Genomic DNA, 15,447 nt, shown 5'->3' with positions numbered 1-15,447 from the left:
AGCCGTTTTTAGATAATTTTTTAAATGATGTTAATATAGGGGAAATATTAACAAATAATGAAAAAATGATAAATGGTTTATGTTATAAAATTTTTCTTCCATAATTTTTCTTGATAGATTCTATTCTTGGAAAGAATGAAATTCAGCATTTTCCAGGGCAAAAATTTGTTTCTAAATGGAATAGTCGATATACTTATTGAAACAACTCCATTATTAATGGATATGAAAGGAGAGGTAGTATGGGAAAAATTCGTGAAGGTGAAGTTTTCACCCTTACTGATGACAGTGATGAGGGCCATGAAGTTGAGGTTTTAGGATCATTGGATGTAGAAGGAACGGAATATGTAGCAGTAGGTTTGCTTGAAGATATTGAAGAGGATACAGATGAAGATATCGATATTTTCTTTTTCAGGGTCGAAGGCGAAGGTGAACTGCTCGATATCGAATCGGATGAAGAGTTCGAAAAGGTATCATTGGCGTTTGAAGCGGCATTTGAAGCAAAAGAATGACAAGATAAAAGACGGCACATTGTGTGTCGCCTTTTTTTATGTATAAAGAAAGTATCGGCCCCGCCTTCGCCAAATACCATGATAGCCACGCGTGCTATCCAGCCTTACTTAAGTATAGGGTTGTATTATTGATAGGACGTGTACTATATATGAAGATTTTGTTAATAAACGGAGTATTTTTCCATCACCTAGGCATAGGATAAAAAAGTGGAGGTGATGGGATGGCCGTTGTTAAGCACACTGATGCCGATATTGCCTTATTGGCAAGATTGCTTAGGGCGGAAGGCGAGGGTGAAGGTGATCAAGGCATGTTGATGATCGGTAATGTAGGGGTCAATCGGATCAGGTCGAATTGTTCCGATTTCAAAGGGTTGAGGACGATTCCAGATATGATTTATCAGGAGCATGCCTTTGAAGCTGTACAGAAGGGGTATTTTTATCAGCGGGCTAGAGATAGGGAAAAAAGGCTTGCGCGCCGGAGTGTAAGTGGTGAAAGGCTATGGCCCTCTAAATTTAGCCTATGGTACTTCAGGCCACCGGGAGATTGTCCGGAAACCTGGTATAATCAGCCCCTGGTTGGGCGTTTCAAGCTTCATTGCTTTTATGAACCAACAGGTACAGAATGTCCGAACATTTATAATACATTTTAAGGAGGAGGCTGAACCTTATGGAGGTTTGGCCTCTTTGTGCATCTGTCTTTAACTAGGAAAAATCATATGATAAAACTGGCAAATGATTTACTGATACTGTAAAATTGAGACTGTAAATTTCCGGATAAGAAAGGAATAAAAAATTGATGAGTAAAAGGCTTATTAATTATGGACAAGGGCAAATGGGAATACAGCCGGAGGATAATACCGAGAAATTTAAATCTTTCATGGAGAATAACCCGGACGCCATTTCCATTGTTGATCTGGAAGGAAAGACCCTTCAAGTGAATGCAGCTTTTGAAGAGTTTTTCGGTTGGACGAATGATGAGCTCATTGGCATGCCGTTTCCTATTATTCCTGATTTCTTGAAGGAATCAGTCAATGAATTGCATGACCAGATTAAGGCAGGGGTACAAAAGAAAGGCTTTGAAACGGTCAGGTTAAGGAAGGATGGCCAGTTAATCGATGTAAGCATCTCCCTTTTCAATATTCGGGATGATGAAAATGAGCCGTGCGCCCTGGTTTTCGTTTATCGGGATATCACGAATCAAAAACTTGCTGAAGCTGCCTTGAAGGAAAGTGAGCAAAGGTATCGCAGTTTAGTGGAGGTTTCACCTGAAGCGATTTTTGTACATCGCAATGGGATCATCGAGTATATGAATCCCATGGGGGCAAAAATGCTTGGGATGGATAGTGTGGAAGATATTATCGGTAAATCGGTTTTTCAGTTCGTTCACCTGGAGTCCCGGGAAAGTGTACAAAGAAGAATCGATATCATGAGAGATGATCATCAGGCGGTTGGTTTACTGGAACAAAAGTTCATTCGACTTGACGGACAAGTATTTTATGGAGAAACACTCGGTCTTCCGATTATTTATAAAGGTCAACCGGCCATACAGGTATTCTGCAGGGATATTACGGAGCGTAAAAAGACAGATGAGCTGCTCTGTAAATCCAATATGTTATCAGCGGTAGGACAGATGGCTGCGGGTATCGCGCATGAATTAAGAAATCCATTAACTACGGTCAAAGGATTTTTACAATTATTAAGGGAAAATCCTGAGCAAAAGGACTATCTTGAAATGACGGTCAGTGAAGTGGAAAAAATCGAAACCCTGGCCAATGAATTTTTAAGTTTAGCAGAGCCTGAAGCGAAGGCTTGTGAATACATCCAGCTTAACGATATATTGGATAGTGTGATTACGTTAGCCGAGTTACAAGCGATATTGAATGATGTTGAAATCACCAAGGAATATAATACGGATTCGGCATCTGTCTTTGGAGAACCGAATCAGTTAAAACAAGTATTCACGAATGTCGTCAATAATGCGATAGAAGCCATGCCGAATGGCGGCAAACTTCATATACAGTTACACCATGGAGGAGACTCTGCGATGATCCGATTCATTGATTCAGGCTGCGGAATCTCAAATGAGCGCATGGAGCACCTAGGGCAGCCTTTTTATAGCACCTCTGAAAAAGGAACGGGGTTTGGGCTCATGGTCAGTACTAAGATCATCCATGAGCATAATGGGGAAATTCATTTCAGCAGCGAAGTGGGAGAAGGGACGATTGTAGATATCAGTCTTCCCATCAATGAAAGTTCACAATGAAAGTGACGAGAAGCCATGCTCTCGTCACTTTTTTTGTTTATAGCTTAACGATCGTCCTGCCTCTTGCTTCCCCTTTTAATAGGGTAGGAAGGACGTTAGGCAATTCCTCAAGTGTAATTTCCTGTTGAATGAGCTGTTCTAATTGCTCGAGTTTAAAGTCGGTGGCAAGGCGATGCCAAACTTTCAATCTTGTATCCATCGGGCAATTGACCGAATCGATCCCAAGTAGATTAACCCCTCTTAGGATGAATGGAAAGACGGTGGCTGGAAGGCTTGTACCAGCTGTCAATCCACTGACCGCCACAGCTCCGCCATACTTGATTTGGCTAAGGACTGAAGCTAACGGTTCACCGCCGACGGGATCTACCGCCCCGCTCCACTTCTGTTTGCCCAGTGCCCGCAGCTTGCCATCATATACATCTTCACGCGATACAATGGTCGCCGCGCCGATTTCCTTCAAGTATCCATGTTCCGAATCTTTTCCTGTACTCGCCTCAACGGAATAGCCAAGTTTGGAAAGGATCGAGACTGCGAAACTGCCGACCCCGCCAGTTGCACCAGTGACGAGAACGCTCCCTTGCTCAGGGGTGAGGTTATTTTCTTCCAGTCTCAGAACCGATAAGGCTGCAGTGAAACCGGCTGTTCCGATGATCATCGCCTCTTTCATTGTAAGGCCATCAGGAAGCGGGACGATCCACTCTGCAGGAACGCGGGCGAATTGACTATAGCCCCCTGATTGGGAAACGCCAATCCCGTAGGAGGTCGCAATGACTTCGTCTCCTTCTTTAAAGCGGGAATCCTCAGATGAAACGACAACACCGGCCATGTCAATTCCCGGAACAATCGGATAGCTGCTGACAATGTTTCCATTTGGAATTGCTGCAAGGCTATCTTTATAGTTCACACCGGAATAATGAACACGGATGAGCACTTCCCCTTGAGGCAGATCATCAAGTGATAGTTGCTGAATGTTAACGGTGAATTGATCATCTTGCTTGTTCACGACTAATGCATCAAATTGCTGTATCATGGTTCGTTCCCCCTTATAATAATGAATCTATCCCATTATAAAAGAAAAAATATAGGAATGTATAATGATACAATTCGAAATAAGTAGTGCTTGCTTTTCTTTCTGCTTCTAAAAATGGTACTATTAGATTTGATTCAGTTCATATTAAAGGAGATGTTTTACATGGCTAAAAAAGGATACATACTTATGGCAAATGGAGAAAAGATCGAATTCGACCTTTTCCCGAACGAAGCACCGAACACAGTGGCTAACTTCGAAAACTTAGCAAACACAGGTTTTTATAATGGTGTAGTCTTTCACCGTGTCATCCCTGGTTTCGTAAGCCAAGGCGGAGATCCAACAGGTACAGGTGCAGGCGGAAGCGGCACACAAATCAAGTGTGAAACAGTAGGGAATCCTCATAAGCATGAAGCAGGCAGCCTATCGATGGCACATGCTGGAAAAGATACTGGCTCAAGCCAATTCTTTATCGTTCATGCACCGCAACCACATCTTAACGGTGTCCACACGGTATTCGGTAAAGTGACATCTGGTCTTGAAACAGCTAAAGCTATGAAAAATGGCGACAAAATGGAGAAAGTCGAAGTTTTTGACGCTGAATGATGAAAGCGAAAAGAGGGGGCATTATGCTCCCTCTTTCTTTTTGCACTGTTCATGAGCGAAAACAGGGGAATGATTGAGTCATTTTGGCGTCATGCTTTCAGTGAAACGATATTTGACCTCTGTCAAGGTTTCTGAAATACCCCATAATCTTTTCGAAATTTCTTCATTATATAAGGAATCGATGATATCGTCTTTTCTCGGAAAGCCTTTTCTGCTCTTCTTTCCATCGGGTCCGATATACTCCCCGCCTGTTAATGTAGGTTCCGTTGCGGCATAAAGGGTAGGCAATGCTCCCATACTCGCCGGCTGGGTGATGGTTTTCGAAAGAAAATGCACGAATCTATTTATGGGTTTGCCAGATCCGCGAGACATGAGATTAGTATGGGAAAGGCCCGGATGACAGGCAATGCTAATCGGGTTTGCATCATGCTGGTTGAATTTATTCTGTAATTCGCGGGCGAAGAGCAGATTGGCCAGCTTGCTTTGCCCATAGTATTTCATTGGTTTATAACCGTTTTCACCATTTAGGTTTTGGAAGTCTATAAATCCATTGATGGCGGCCAAGCTGCTCAATGTGACCACACGAGATTTTGGCGTGGAAAGGATACGCGGAAGAAGGAGTCCTGTCAAAGCAAAATGACCGAGATGATTGCTGCCGAATTGCAGCTCGAAACCATCTTTCGTCTTACTGTATGGCGGAATCATCACACCTGCGTTATTGATGAGGACGGATAGAGAGTCATAGTTTTCCTGAAAGGAATCAGCAAAAAGCTGAATACTGCTTAAATCACTTAAATCCAGCTGCATCACGTGTACATTTGCCTTAGGATGGACCGATAAGATTCTATCGACTGCCTTTTCCCCCTTTGAAGCATTCCGGACTGCAAGGATGATCTCTGCCCCCTTACCGGCCAGTGCAAAAGCCGTTTCGAAGCCAATTCCACTATTTGCACCAGTAATCACAATGGTTTGCCCCGATACATCTGCCATTTCTTCGCCATTCCACTTTTCAATCATCCAATCACACCTTCCGACACAGTCTATACCTATCATATACCCAAATAATTCCCATATGTCACATTCTGTGGCGGGAACATAGTGCTGTATTCTATTTTTTTAAAAAAAATTAGCCGCGCATTAAATAATCGATTATATTTTTCAAGATCAGAATGACGGTTACTATGATAAATAATACCCTTACATATGCCACTCCCTTCTTAATGGCGAATTTAGATCCGGCCAATGCACCTGCTATCATGGAGATCCCCATCGGTATTCCATAGGAAAAGTTGACGGTATCAAGGAATATGAACATGATCAGTGCTGCCAGATTGCTTCCGAAGTTCAAAAATTTTGCATTTCCTGCAGAGTGCAAAAAATCAAAGCCAATCATTAAAAAGGCAAACAGAATGAAAGATCCCGTTCCAGCGCCCAAAAACCCATCATAAAAACCAATGGCAAATATAGCGAACGTAAATAGTGCAGCCTTTTGCCATGTGAGTTTATGGTAAGTTGATTTCTGTCCCCAGTCCTTTTTAAAAAAGGTATAAATGGCAATAGCTATTAATAGAACCAAGATCATTGGCTTTAATAATTCAGGCGAGACGAAATTAACAACCCAAGCGCCTAGCAGGGAACCTATGAAAATCAGTGGGAAAAGTTTGGAAACCAATCGAAAATCAACCTTGCCTGAGCGAATGAAGGCAATGGTACTTGTTAAAGACCCCATGGAACTTGCTAGCTTATTCGTTGCGATAGCTTGAGAAGGGGGAAGTCCTGAAAATAATAAAGCGGGTATGGAAATCAGGCCCCCGCCGCCTACCACAGAATCAATGAATGCTGCCAAAAATCCGAAAAACAGCAGCAGCAAGAGTGTTGAAATTTGTATATCTTCCATCCAAGAAGCCTCCGTATCAATGGCATTATGGCTGAAATGCTTGTTTTGCCAAAGCCATAACCCAAGTTTTTCACTTAGTCACTATTTAGATAGTAACTAATAAAAGCCGTTCTGTAAATAAGAACATTATGAGTCATACCATTTGAAATCGAATAGATTTCGATAAGAGATTTGGTATGATAGGCATATAACTTACTAAAAGCACTAGGAGGTACTATGCAAGATATCATTCAAAAACTACAGTCTCTCGGGTTTAGTCAATATGAAGCAAAGGCTTATGTTTCTTTGGTTCGCCAAGGTCCAACCAGTGCCTATCAAGTAAGCAAGGAATCAGGAATTCCGAGGGCCCGCATCTATGAAATATTAAATGGACTGCAAGAAGAAGGAATCGTCTTAAAAGAGGAAATCAATGAATCGATACAATATTCACCGCTACCAGTCGATGTGTTTCTGGAATCTGTCCAATCAAAATGGAACGATACCTATCAATCCATCAGCCATACACTGAAACAATTCGAGAAAATCGAACCGATGTCCGACAATCGTGTAATGACGCTTAAGGGTGAAGGGCACATCCTTTCCTTTTGCCGTACTTTGATTCAAAAAGCCGAGAAAAGGGTGGTGGTTTCCTTATGGGACGAGATGTATGGAAAACTTGAACAAGAGCTAAAAGGGATTGCTGCGCATTGCATTCTCAAGGGGATTGCATTTCAGGTTGAAAATCCATTATCAGGTATAGATATACATCGCAAAACAAGCTATGTGGAAAATATCGGAGAAAACAAATGGTTCATCTTATCCATCGATGGCAAGGAGACGATTTACGGCCCTTCTCCGGAAATGAGAGAAACGGCGTTTTACACAGATGATCCCATTCATATCAATTTTCTCGAAAATTACATTTGGCATGATATCCTCGTTAACCGCTTGGTTAAAAAGGATGAAGAAGATACCGAGAAATGGATTTCAAGTGAAAGAGACCGGTTTTTCTCCCTATAGATTAAAAAAAGCTGATAACCCCCTTGAAGGGGATATCAGCTTTTTTATTTTTGTACCAGAATCATTCGGATAAAAGGGTTTTAGGAAATCTGATGGCTGTGGGCAAGCTGGATTTATCTCGATAAGACCTGTAAGACACAATCGGATGATTATGCGCTTGAACATCCAACTGGAGAACCTGTGCGCTTTTCATTTCCAAATAGTACGTAACGTCTTCTTTTTGTAAATGATAAAAAGAAAAAGGTATCCCTAAAAGGTTTTTCCTGATTAGTTTTGTTTCAGGCTGATTGATGATGTGCTCACTCAATTCCGCTATCGTAACAGGGGTTGTTCCTGTAAAGGCTGTTATTTTTTCTTTTGCATAATCGACTGCATGACTGAAGGTGACGGCAAGATTCTTCAACATTCCGTTCATGGGGGGCATCTCCTTTTGATTAGACTATGTTTGTAGTATGGTGCGTGGCAAATGCTTTATGCAAAAAAATACGCATTGATGATATAGAATTGTCACTTTATGAACATGATTAAGAAGTGTGCAACGAAATCAAAATGGGCAATCAAGGAAGGACAGAGAAAATGTCAATGAAGGTTAAAGCATGAAGAATAAAAAAATTTATATAGGCCTGCTTTTCATCGCAATCCTCGCTTTTTCAATATTGTTCATTCAGTTGAATATCAATGGGAATTCCAGAGCGGAAAAAGGGAAAGACGCCGAAGCGGATAGTCATGAGAAAATAGAACAATTGCTGAAAAAAATGACGCTTGAAGAAAAAATCGGGCAGCTTATGATGGTCGGTTTCAAGGGAACTGAAAAGGGCAATGAAATTACGGAGCTTATCGAACAAAAACATATAGGAGGCGTCATTTATTTTGTCCGGAATATGAAATCACCTAAACAAGTGGCCAGGTTATCCAATTCGCTTCAGCAAACGGCCAATCAAAGTACACATTCGCTTCCGTTGATGGTGGCCATCGATCAGGAAGGCGGGGACATCATCAGGATGAAGGAAAGGGTTTCGCCACTCCCTGCTCAACAGGATCTTGGGAAAAATGCCTCTATTGAAGAAGTATACAAGGTGGCCAAATTGAATGGAACAGAACTTGGATCCATGGGTATTAACATTAATTTCGCCCCTGTACTAGATCTATCGCAAACGGATAAACGTTCATTTGGGAAAGATCCCGAAAAGGTCTATCAATACGGAAAGAAAGCCATTCAAGGCTTGAACGATGTATCGATAACGAGTGCATTGAAGCACTTTCCTGGAAACGGACGCAGCGAAATCGATCCGCATGTCGAAACATCCTCCGTGGAGGCAAACAAACTTGATCTGGAAAATTCAGATATTTATCCTTTCAAGAAAATCATAAGTGAAATGGATAACCAAAAGTTTTTCGTGATGGTGACCCATATTAAATATCCAGCCTATGATAAAGAAAAACCAGCAAGCCTTTCTAAAATCATCATAGAAGACCTGCTTCGTGGGAAACTCAAATATGAAGGACTTGTCGTTACCGACGATTTGGAAATGGGTGCTGTGAACAAGTATTACTCCTATGAAGAGATGGGGAAGCAGGCAATCCTTGCAGGAGCTGATTTATTACTTGTCTGTCATGAATATTCCCATGAGCTTGAAGTATATAACGGATTACTCCAAGCAGTGAAAGCAGGGGAAGTTCCAATCGATAGAATTAACGAGTCAGTGAAAAGAGTGCTGACATATAAACTTTTCAATATGAAGCAAACGAAAGCTGACCCGGATCAAGCTGAAAAAGTGGTGAGAAATCCCGAAAGCATAAAGTATATCGAAAGCCTGGGCGATGATGAATAAAAGCGAAACCACTCTCTCAAAAGGATGCTTTTGTTTAAATCAGCTAATAGAGGGAATACTATATATGACTAACTTGAAGGAGGAAACTAACATGCCATCAAACAAAATGCTTGGAACCGTCCTGATAGGAGCAGCCGCATTTTTAATGCGCAATAAGAAAACCCGTGAAAAAACCATGAGTCAAATAAGGTCCCTAGCCACACCGGAAACCATTGATAAGGTTAAGAGCCAATTCCAATCAATAACCAAAACTAAATCAAGTAACCCATCCGTACGTTAAGGTGGAATAACCCCATTAAACGTTTTAATGGGGCCTGACTGTAAATTAGTGAAGAACTAGTTTACAGTCATTTTTTTCTTAAAAAAGATCCAGTTGATTGAAGAAATCCGCTCCCGTTCCGCCGACTGTCTGCCAAGCATCATCAAAGCAAGCGTCTGTGTCGCACATTTCTTCAATCTTAGAGGGTTCATTCGTATAAGAAAATCATGGTTCGGGGTGAGAGCGTCTCGAACTTTCTTTTGTCGTCAAGCTGTCCCCATTAAGTAGTTCTTAATGGGGCTTTTTTAATTGCTTAACATCCTTTTGGTGAACGATTAAAACCCAGCAGTGAATTCATCAAGCCGGTAAAAGGAAAAAGGAAAAGCACCCGTTTCTTTCGAAAACCTTGGAAGGGTTTTTCAAAAGTACAAGTGCTTTCATGAATGGTCAATGATCATTCAGCTTCATCTTCACCGTCATCTTCTTTATTGAACCAAAGCGGGTCCTCATTATCGACTTCACCATTATAATTAATCAGGATTTCTTCTCCTGCTTTTATGTCGGTGTAAGCAAAGAAATCAAACGTATGATTCTTGAAGTTTATGTCATACGTTGCGTTGGGTGTATAAGAATGATTAAACAGCATGCCATAGCCTAAAAGCATGGCAGTATGGTTAATTCCATATTCAAACGCATAATCAGCCAGCAATGTCTTCTCTATGAAAACATGCTCCTCGTTCGGATAAGCAATGACAGGTGCCTCATGCAAAAGCTCACCTTTTTTAATGTCTCGTGTTGCGAATACGCCTCTATTGAACTCACCATCACTGAGTGTGGAAGTTTTAACTTCAATCATGTTCGTCACCTACTTGTTCTATTCAATATAGTCCAGATCATCTAAGCTTGACAGTTAATAAGAAGAAAAGCAACTATTTTACGGAATTAATCAATTTTAGCAAACGGCACGATTGTTTTTTATTGCGGCTCTACCGGTACCGTAGGACGGAATTCTTCACATGAAGGACGAAAAAAGGTAGCGAACGGCTGAAATAATCGGGATGGCCCCGTTTATCCATTACAATAAAAAAAACACCTCCGCTAGAAGTGAAGCTAGGGAGGTGCCGGTCATATAGGTAAATCCCTTAATTCACACCGACAGCTGAAAAGGCATTTTTGACAGCTGTGACTTCTGCACTGCTAGAACCGTATAAATCAGAGGCTGCTTGTACGACTGCTGCCCTGGCTTGTGAAAATGTCGACGAGGAAGTTAAATAAATCGTGTTTGCCCGGTAAAAGATGGTTCCCAGTTTATCGATGCCAATCCCGGATACGCTCACGCCATGGTGAGTTCCGCCTGCAGAAATCAAATAGGCCGCCTTATTGATGATTCCGCTGTTCGTGTGGACTCCGCCGTTATCACCCGTTCCCGTATAGCGGTTCGAATAATGGTCAGGGTCACCATTCAATGTAGGATTAGCCATTGAACGGAGTGCATCACCGGAAATGTTAGGTGTGTAAATATCTTCTCCGACCAAATAATCGGCTTTGGCACTTTGGTTCTTGAATTCGACGACGGTGCCAAATATATCAGAAATCGCTTCATTTAAAGCACCGGATTCATTCTGATAGGTAAGGTTCGATTCCGAGGAAGTCACGGCATGCGTCAGTTCATGTGCAACGACATCCAGACCGCCGGACAATGGGATGAACGTCGTGCCATCTCCATCACCGTAAACCATTTGGGTGCCATCCCAGAATGCATTATTGTATCTTGAGCCATAATGAACGGTTGATTTCAGGATGGTTCCATTTCCATCATAAGAGTTCCGTCCAAATGTGGATTTATAATAATCATAGGTTTTACCTGCATAATAATGGGCATCAACCGCAGCTTTATCGGTAGAAGTAGTGAAAGCATTTGTCGTGTTGGAAAAGAGTGTACCAGGCAATTTTGAACGGTTATTGGCATTATAAGTGTAGATGCCTTTACCGCGTGTATTGTCCTGTAAATAGTATCGGCCGCTGGATAAGGTAGTGTTCAATGACACGGTATTGTTTAAGACCCCGGTGCCCGTTCCGACGGAATTGGTCCCCGTCACTTCATCTAGTGTATTAAATTTATTCAGGATTTCACCTGTTTTGACTGATATGAAATAATTATGATTTCCTGGTTCAGGACTTAAGAATTTCAAATTGACTTTATATACATAATCGGCCTTGCCTTCATTTGCGTATACATATAGGTCAGATTCAGGTGATTGTTCGTAGGCAGGAGTGAACCCAAGATCCGCTTCAGCTATTTTGATAGCTTCGGATTTACTGATGCCTTTTTTAGCCTTTTTCCCTAATTTCGTGTTTAGATTGGCTTCAACCGTACCGGATACGACCGTCAATACACCTTTATTGTCAATCAATACTGCTTGTGTGGAATTCCATACAGGTACGCCTTTATAGGTTTGTTGCAATTTAAGGACGGTATTGCCTAGTTCATCCTTGCTTTCTTTCTGGATCGTGAAGGAGTCTTTCGCCTTTTGTTTTTCTAGCTTGTAAGACTTTTTGTTTTCATCAAAAAAGGTAAGAATGATATCTTCTGCAGTTTGCTTTGATGGGTCCGTAAGTTTCCCAGACTTGAATTCTAGCGAATCCTTATGCTTATTGTACTTTTCAACACTCAACACATTTTTTGCCGCTAAAGCTTCTTGATGGGGAATGGCAGAAAATAATAGACCGAGAGATAGTGCAGTTCCTAAAAATACCTTACCTTTCATAACACTCAACTCCTTCATGAGAATAACCTCATTTTTACATCGTTTCATATTATTTACAAATGGAGAAAACTCGCAAAAAATATGACATTTAAAGGAATAAAATGGAGAAAAATGTATTTTGATAGAAATATTCTCTGAATATATTCTTTTAGTAATATTTGGAATGTATTTAAATTGAACCAAATGAATAAAAGTGCAAAAAAACATGGCATAATGTGCAAAAAAATGTGGCGTAAAGTGCAAAATATTTTGTCTATTAAGGGTGTTTTTTTGATAATTTGTTGAAATATTGCGTTTTATAAATTTGGCATGAAAATTGCATATATTTCAGAAAAGGAATTCGAATTGTAAATTAGATCTATTTGAAGTCTATGAAATAGGAAAATTTATTAAATGGATTTCCCATATATGAAAGCGCTTATATAGAAAGGGATGAAAAATTATGATACCAAAACAAGAACATGACATCGTTCAACATCCTCCACAGCAAGAAGGACAAGAACTAAAGCGCGGTTTAAAATCCCGCCATTTAACGATGATTTCCATTGGCGGGGCTATTGGCACCGGGCTGTTTCTTAGCAGCGGGGCAGCCATTCATACAGCTGGGCCAGGCGGCGCATTGCTTGCATATGCCTTAGTTGGGGCAATGGTTTACTTTGTGATGACGAGCTTAGGGGAACTGGCGGCCTTTATGCCGACAAGCGGCTCATTCAGTACCTATGGAACGAAATTCGTCGATCCGGCATTTGGTTTTGCCTTGGGATGGACGTATTGGTTCAATTGGTCGATGACGATAGCGGCAGAGTTGGCAGCCTCGACAATGATCATGAAATTCTGGTTTCCGAATAGTCCATCATTGTTATGGAGTTCATCATTCTTGGTGCTCATTTTCCTATTGAACTATTTATCCGTTAAAGGATATGGTGAAGGGGAATACTGGTTTTCCTTCATAAAAGTAACAGCCATCGTTATTTTTATAATCGTCGGGCTGCTAATGATCTTCGGCATTATGGGTGGCGAAGCAGTTGGTTTTAAAAACTTCACCGTCGATGACGCTCCTTTCCCGGGTGGGTTCATGGGTGTCTTCATCGTGTTCATAGCAGCTGGCTTTTCTTTTCAAGGTACCGAAATTGTTGGTGTGGCTGCCGGGGAAAGTGAAGATCCTGCACGGAATATACCGAAGGCCATTAAAAGTGTCTTCTGGAGAATCTTGCTCTTTTACGTATTGGCAATCTTTGTAATAGGGCTGCTTATCCCTTATACGAACTCAAGTTTACAAGGTGATAACGTCATGGTAAGCCCATTCACGCTCATTTTTGAAAAAGCTGGAGTGGCCTTTGCCGCTTCGCTTATGAATGCCGTCATTTTAACAGCAGTATTATCTGCAGGTAACTCAAGTCTATATGCATCAACGCGTATGTTATACTCAATGGCAAAAGAAGGACAAGCACCGCGTATTTTTGCAAAACTTAATAAACGCGGAGTACCGGTTGCAGGCATGGTTTTGACATGTTCCATCGGCATGCTGGCCTTTTTAGCCTCCGTATTCGGTGATGGTAAAGTGTATATTTGGTTAATGAATGCCATTGGAATTACAGGGTTTATCTTTTGGCTCGGCATTTCCATCAGTCATTACCGTTTCCGGAAAGCATTCATCGCTCAAGGCCATTCATTGGAGAAGCTGCCATATAAGGCATTATGGTTTCCGATTGGACCGATCTTTGCCATTTTAATTGGCATGATCGTCATCCTGTCCCAAAATATCCAAGCATTTTTCTCAGACCAGATCGATTGGGGCAGTGTTATAGCTGCATACCTGGGAATCCCGCTTTTCCTTGGCCTTTGGCTTGGCTATAAACTGGTAAGAAAAACTAAATTCGTTAAACTTGATGAAGTAGAATTTGACTTTGACAAAAAATATGAATGAACAAGCTTAATGTAAAATCAGCCGGACAATGTAGTTTTAAATTGTCCGGCTTTTACTTGTTTTCTATAGGCTCATTATAAAAAGCCAGGAAGCTGATTCCTGGCTTTTTATTTTTATTAAATGGAAATTTATACAAAAGTCTCAGGCAGTGTTATATGATAATCGTAAACTCTGCTAAATTCTATGTACAGAACGACGGGGAAAGCTTTTACTATTTCAAATGGAAAGGGAAGGTGCACGGCTGATGACCTTATTGACTCATTTAAAAGTATTGGACTTTTCAACGTTACTGCCAGGCCCATTTGCCACTTTGATGCTAGCGGATTTAGGTGCGGACGTTTTGAAGGTAGAGAGGCCGGGAGCAACGGATTCATGGGGTGTGAACCAGTATCTTAACAGATCGAAAAAGTCGATCACACTTGATTTAAAACGATCCGAGTCCATCGAATCCGTAAAAAATCTAGTGAAGGAATACGATATCGTCATTGAACAGTTCCGTCCAGGTGTCATGGAACGCCTAGGACTGGGCTATGAGGCATTAAAATGGATCAATCCGAAGCTGATTTACTGTTCCATCACGGGCTTCGGCCAGACAGGTCCCTATAAAGACCGACCGGGACATGATATCAATTATATTTCGATTGCAGGCTTATCAGGCTATTCCGGTACGAAAAAGGGCGGACCAGCAAAAAACGGAACCCAAATAGCAGATCTTGCCGGAGGATCACTGCATGCTGTTATCGGTATATTATCTGCAGTCATTCATAGGGAAAGAACGGGCTTCGGCCAAGCCATCGACATCAGCATGACCGACTGCAGTTTTGCCTTGAATGCCATATCCGCACCCCTGAATTTACAAGGGGGACTCGAGCTTGAACCAGAAAAACTGATGTTGAACGGAGGATCCTTTTATGACTTTTACGAAACGAAAGATGGACGATATTTTTCGGTAGGAAGCCTTGAGCCCCCTTTTCGAAAAGCCTTATGTGAAGCGATCGGTGCACCCGAATTGTATGAACTGAGCATGAAAAGCGATGAAGAAAGCGGAATCAGGTTTAAAACGGCCATCCGAGTGGCTTTCCTTGAAAGGGATTTTCATGAATGGCAGGAAATATTCGCTGATTTCGAGGCCTGCGCAGAACCAGTGCTGACCTTCACTGAAGCGGCCGAACACCCCCAATTGAGGGACAGGGGAATGATCGTCGAGGTACCGGACGGAAAAGGAAATGCCCAGAAGCAAATCGCCTGCCCGATCAAAACATCGGTTTTCACCCCTGAATATAAACATGCAGGCTTGAGGCCAGGACAAAACAACGCAGAAATTCTTCACACCCCCAATCGCTAAATAAAGATGTAAAGG

The 15,447-nt window shown here is 41.6% G+C and carries 15 protein-coding genes; 9 read left to right on the top strand and 6 right to left on the bottom strand.

Going from position 1 to position 15,447, the window contains the following annotated elements:
• Positions 1 to 239: 239 nt before the first annotated feature.
• From J7J00_RS12750 to J7J00_RS12740, 3 genes are all read left to right on the top strand, one after another.
• Positions 240 to 509, top strand: a complete 270-nt coding sequence (locus J7J00_RS12750; RefSeq protein ID WP_034310405.1) for a DUF1292 domain-containing protein — start codon at positions 240 to 242, stop codon at positions 507 to 509.
• Between the two features lie 221 nt (positions 510 to 730).
• A complete protein-coding gene (locus J7J00_RS12745; RefSeq protein WP_214791099.1) occupies positions 731 to 1,159 on the top strand; it encodes a cell wall hydrolase in 429 nt (142 codons plus the stop codon).
• A 146-nt stretch (positions 1,160 to 1,305) separates the two neighbouring features.
• On the top strand, positions 1,306 to 2,772 hold the full coding sequence (locus tag J7J00_RS12740) for a PAS domain-containing sensor histidine kinase (protein ID WP_214791098.1): 1,467 nt from the start codon (positions 1,306 to 1,308) through the stop codon (positions 2,770 to 2,772).
• Positions 2,773 to 2,809: 37 nt separating this feature from the next.
• On the opposite strand, the gene J7J00_RS12735 is transcribed toward J7J00_RS12740, so the two are convergent.
• Positions 2,810 to 3,802 carry an NADPH:quinone oxidoreductase family protein gene (locus J7J00_RS12735; RefSeq protein ID WP_214791097.1) on the bottom strand — a complete coding sequence of 331 codons (993 nt, stop codon included), beginning with the start codon at positions 3,800 to 3,802 and terminating at the stop codon, positions 2,810 to 2,812.
• Between the two features lie 162 nt (positions 3,803 to 3,964).
• On the opposite strand from J7J00_RS12735, the gene J7J00_RS12730 reads away from it, so the two are divergent.
• Positions 3,965 to 4,405, top strand: coding sequence for a peptidylprolyl isomerase (locus J7J00_RS12730; RefSeq protein ID WP_057219229.1), 441 nt, complete (start codon positions 3,965 to 3,967; stop codon positions 4,403 to 4,405).
• Between the two features lie 78 nt (positions 4,406 to 4,483).
• Here J7J00_RS12730 and J7J00_RS12725 read toward each other — a convergent pair whose 3' ends face one another.
• Together J7J00_RS12725 and J7J00_RS12720 are read right to left on the bottom strand one after the other, a co-directional pair.
• Positions 4,484 to 5,422 carry an oxidoreductase gene (locus tag J7J00_RS12725; protein WP_214791096.1) on the bottom strand — a complete coding sequence of 313 codons (939 nt, stop codon included), beginning with the start codon at positions 5,420 to 5,422 and terminating at the stop codon, positions 4,484 to 4,486.
• Positions 5,423 to 5,531: 109 nt separating this feature from the next.
• The gene (locus J7J00_RS12720) at positions 5,532 to 6,302 is read right to left on the bottom strand and encodes a sulfite exporter TauE/SafE family protein (protein WP_214791095.1); all 771 of its coding nucleotides are present in this window, start codon (positions 6,300 to 6,302) and stop codon (positions 5,532 to 5,534) included.
• 216 nt (positions 6,303 to 6,518) lie between these two features.
• Here J7J00_RS12720 and J7J00_RS12715 point away from each other — a divergent pair, with 216 nt between their 5' ends.
• Complete coding sequence (locus J7J00_RS12715; protein WP_214791094.1) at positions 6,519 to 7,301, top strand: TrmB family transcriptional regulator; 783 nt, start codon at positions 6,519 to 6,521, stop codon at positions 7,299 to 7,301.
• Positions 7,302 to 7,362: 61 nt separating this feature from the next.
• Here J7J00_RS12715 and J7J00_RS12710 read toward each other — a convergent pair whose 3' ends face one another.
• On the bottom strand, positions 7,363 to 7,716 hold the full coding sequence (locus J7J00_RS12710) for a hypothetical protein (RefSeq protein WP_214791093.1): 354 nt from the start codon (positions 7,714 to 7,716) through the stop codon (positions 7,363 to 7,365).
• 181 nt (positions 7,717 to 7,897) lie between these two features.
• Between J7J00_RS12710 and nagZ the strand changes: the two genes are divergently transcribed.
• Together nagZ and J7J00_RS12700 are read left to right on the top strand one after the other, a co-directional pair.
• Complete coding sequence (gene nagZ / locus J7J00_RS12705; RefSeq protein WP_214791092.1) at positions 7,898 to 9,133, top strand: beta-N-acetylhexosaminidase; 1,236 nt, start codon at positions 7,898 to 7,900, stop codon at positions 9,131 to 9,133.
• A gap of 91 nt (positions 9,134 to 9,224) precedes the next feature.
• Positions 9,225 to 9,413: a hypothetical protein gene (locus J7J00_RS12700; protein WP_034310424.1), complete on the top strand. Its 189-nt coding sequence runs from the start codon at positions 9,225 to 9,227 to the stop codon at positions 9,411 to 9,413.
• 433 nt (positions 9,414 to 9,846) lie between these two features.
• On the opposite strand, the gene J7J00_RS12695 is transcribed toward J7J00_RS12700, so the two are convergent.
• Both J7J00_RS12695 and J7J00_RS12690 read right to left on the bottom strand, forming a co-directional pair.
• On the bottom strand, positions 9,847 to 10,248 hold the full coding sequence (locus tag J7J00_RS12695; protein WP_192206858.1) for an SET domain-containing protein: 402 nt from the start codon (positions 10,246 to 10,248) through the stop codon (positions 9,847 to 9,849).
• Between the two features lie 286 nt (positions 10,249 to 10,534).
• Entirely contained in the window at positions 10,535 to 12,160 is a 1,626-nt protein-coding gene (locus J7J00_RS12690; protein ID WP_214791091.1) for a M4 family metallopeptidase, read from the bottom strand.
• Positions 12,161 to 12,602: 442 nt separating this feature from the next.
• On the opposite strand from J7J00_RS12690, the gene J7J00_RS12685 reads away from it, so the two are divergent.
• Together J7J00_RS12685 and J7J00_RS12680 are read left to right on the top strand one after the other, a co-directional pair.
• A complete protein-coding gene (locus J7J00_RS12685; protein WP_214791089.1) occupies positions 12,603 to 14,087 on the top strand; it encodes an amino acid permease in 1,485 nt (494 codons plus the stop codon).
• Between the two features lie 220 nt (positions 14,088 to 14,307).
• Complete coding sequence (locus tag J7J00_RS12680) at positions 14,308 to 15,432, top strand: CaiB/BaiF CoA transferase family protein (protein WP_286201321.1); 1,125 nt, start codon at positions 14,308 to 14,310, stop codon at positions 15,430 to 15,432.
• Positions 15,433 to 15,447 lie beyond the last annotated feature (15 nt).

The sequence above is a fragment of the Bacillus sp. ISL-4 genome (assembly GCF_018613275.1).
In the GTDB taxonomy this organism is placed as follows: domain Bacteria; phylum Bacillota; class Bacilli; order Bacillales; family DSM-1321; genus Peribacillus; species Peribacillus simplex_E.
The sequence above is the reverse complement of the archived record's forward strand: the minus strand, read 5'-3'. Positions and strand labels throughout refer to the sequence as shown.

Bases quoted from the DNA above. Each gene is read 5' to 3' on its own strand.
- J7J00_RS12725 (WP_214791096.1), bottom strand. From the start codon at position 5,422: ATGATTGAAAAGTGGAATGGCGAAGAAATGGCAGATGTATCGGGGCAA.
- J7J00_RS12740 (WP_214791098.1), top strand. From the start codon at position 1,306: ATGAGTAAAAGGCTTATTAATTATGGACAAGGGCAAATGGGAATACAG.
- J7J00_RS12715 (WP_214791094.1), top strand. From the start codon at position 6,519: ATGCAAGATATCATTCAAAAACTACAGTCTCTCGGGTTTAGTCAATAT.
- J7J00_RS12750 (WP_034310405.1), top strand. From the start codon at position 240: ATGGGAAAAATTCGTGAAGGTGAAGTTTTCACCCTTACTGATGACAGT.
- J7J00_RS12710 (WP_214791093.1), bottom strand. From the start codon at position 7,716: ATGAACGGAATGTTGAAGAATCTTGCCGTCACCTTCAGTCATGCAGTC.
- nagZ (WP_214791092.1), top strand. From the start codon at position 7,898: ATGAAGAATAAAAAAATTTATATAGGCCTGCTTTTCATCGCAATCCTC.
- J7J00_RS12700 (WP_034310424.1), top strand. From the start codon at position 9,225: ATGCCATCAAACAAAATGCTTGGAACCGTCCTGATAGGAGCAGCCGCA.
- J7J00_RS12685 (WP_214791089.1), top strand. From the start codon at position 12,603: ATGATACCAAAACAAGAACATGACATCGTTCAACATCCTCCACAGCAA.
- J7J00_RS12695 (WP_192206858.1), bottom strand. From the start codon at position 10,248: ATGATTGAAGTTAAAACTTCCACACTCAGTGATGGTGAGTTCAATAGA.
- J7J00_RS12680 (WP_286201321.1), top strand. From the start codon at position 14,308: ATGGAAAGGGAAGGTGCACGGCTGATGACCTTATTGACTCATTTAAAA.
- J7J00_RS12735 (WP_214791097.1), bottom strand. From the start codon at position 3,802: ATGATACAGCAATTTGATGCATTAGTCGTGAACAAGCAAGATGATCAA.
- J7J00_RS12730 (WP_057219229.1), top strand. From the start codon at position 3,965: ATGGCTAAAAAAGGATACATACTTATGGCAAATGGAGAAAAGATCGAA.
- J7J00_RS12720 (WP_214791095.1), bottom strand. From the start codon at position 6,302: ATGGAAGATATACAAATTTCAACACTCTTGCTGCTGCTGTTTTTCGGA.
- J7J00_RS12690 (WP_214791091.1), bottom strand. From the start codon at position 12,160: ATGAAAGGTAAGGTATTTTTAGGAACTGCACTATCTCTCGGTCTATTA.
- J7J00_RS12745 (WP_214791099.1), top strand. From the start codon at position 731: ATGGCCGTTGTTAAGCACACTGATGCCGATATTGCCTTATTGGCAAGA.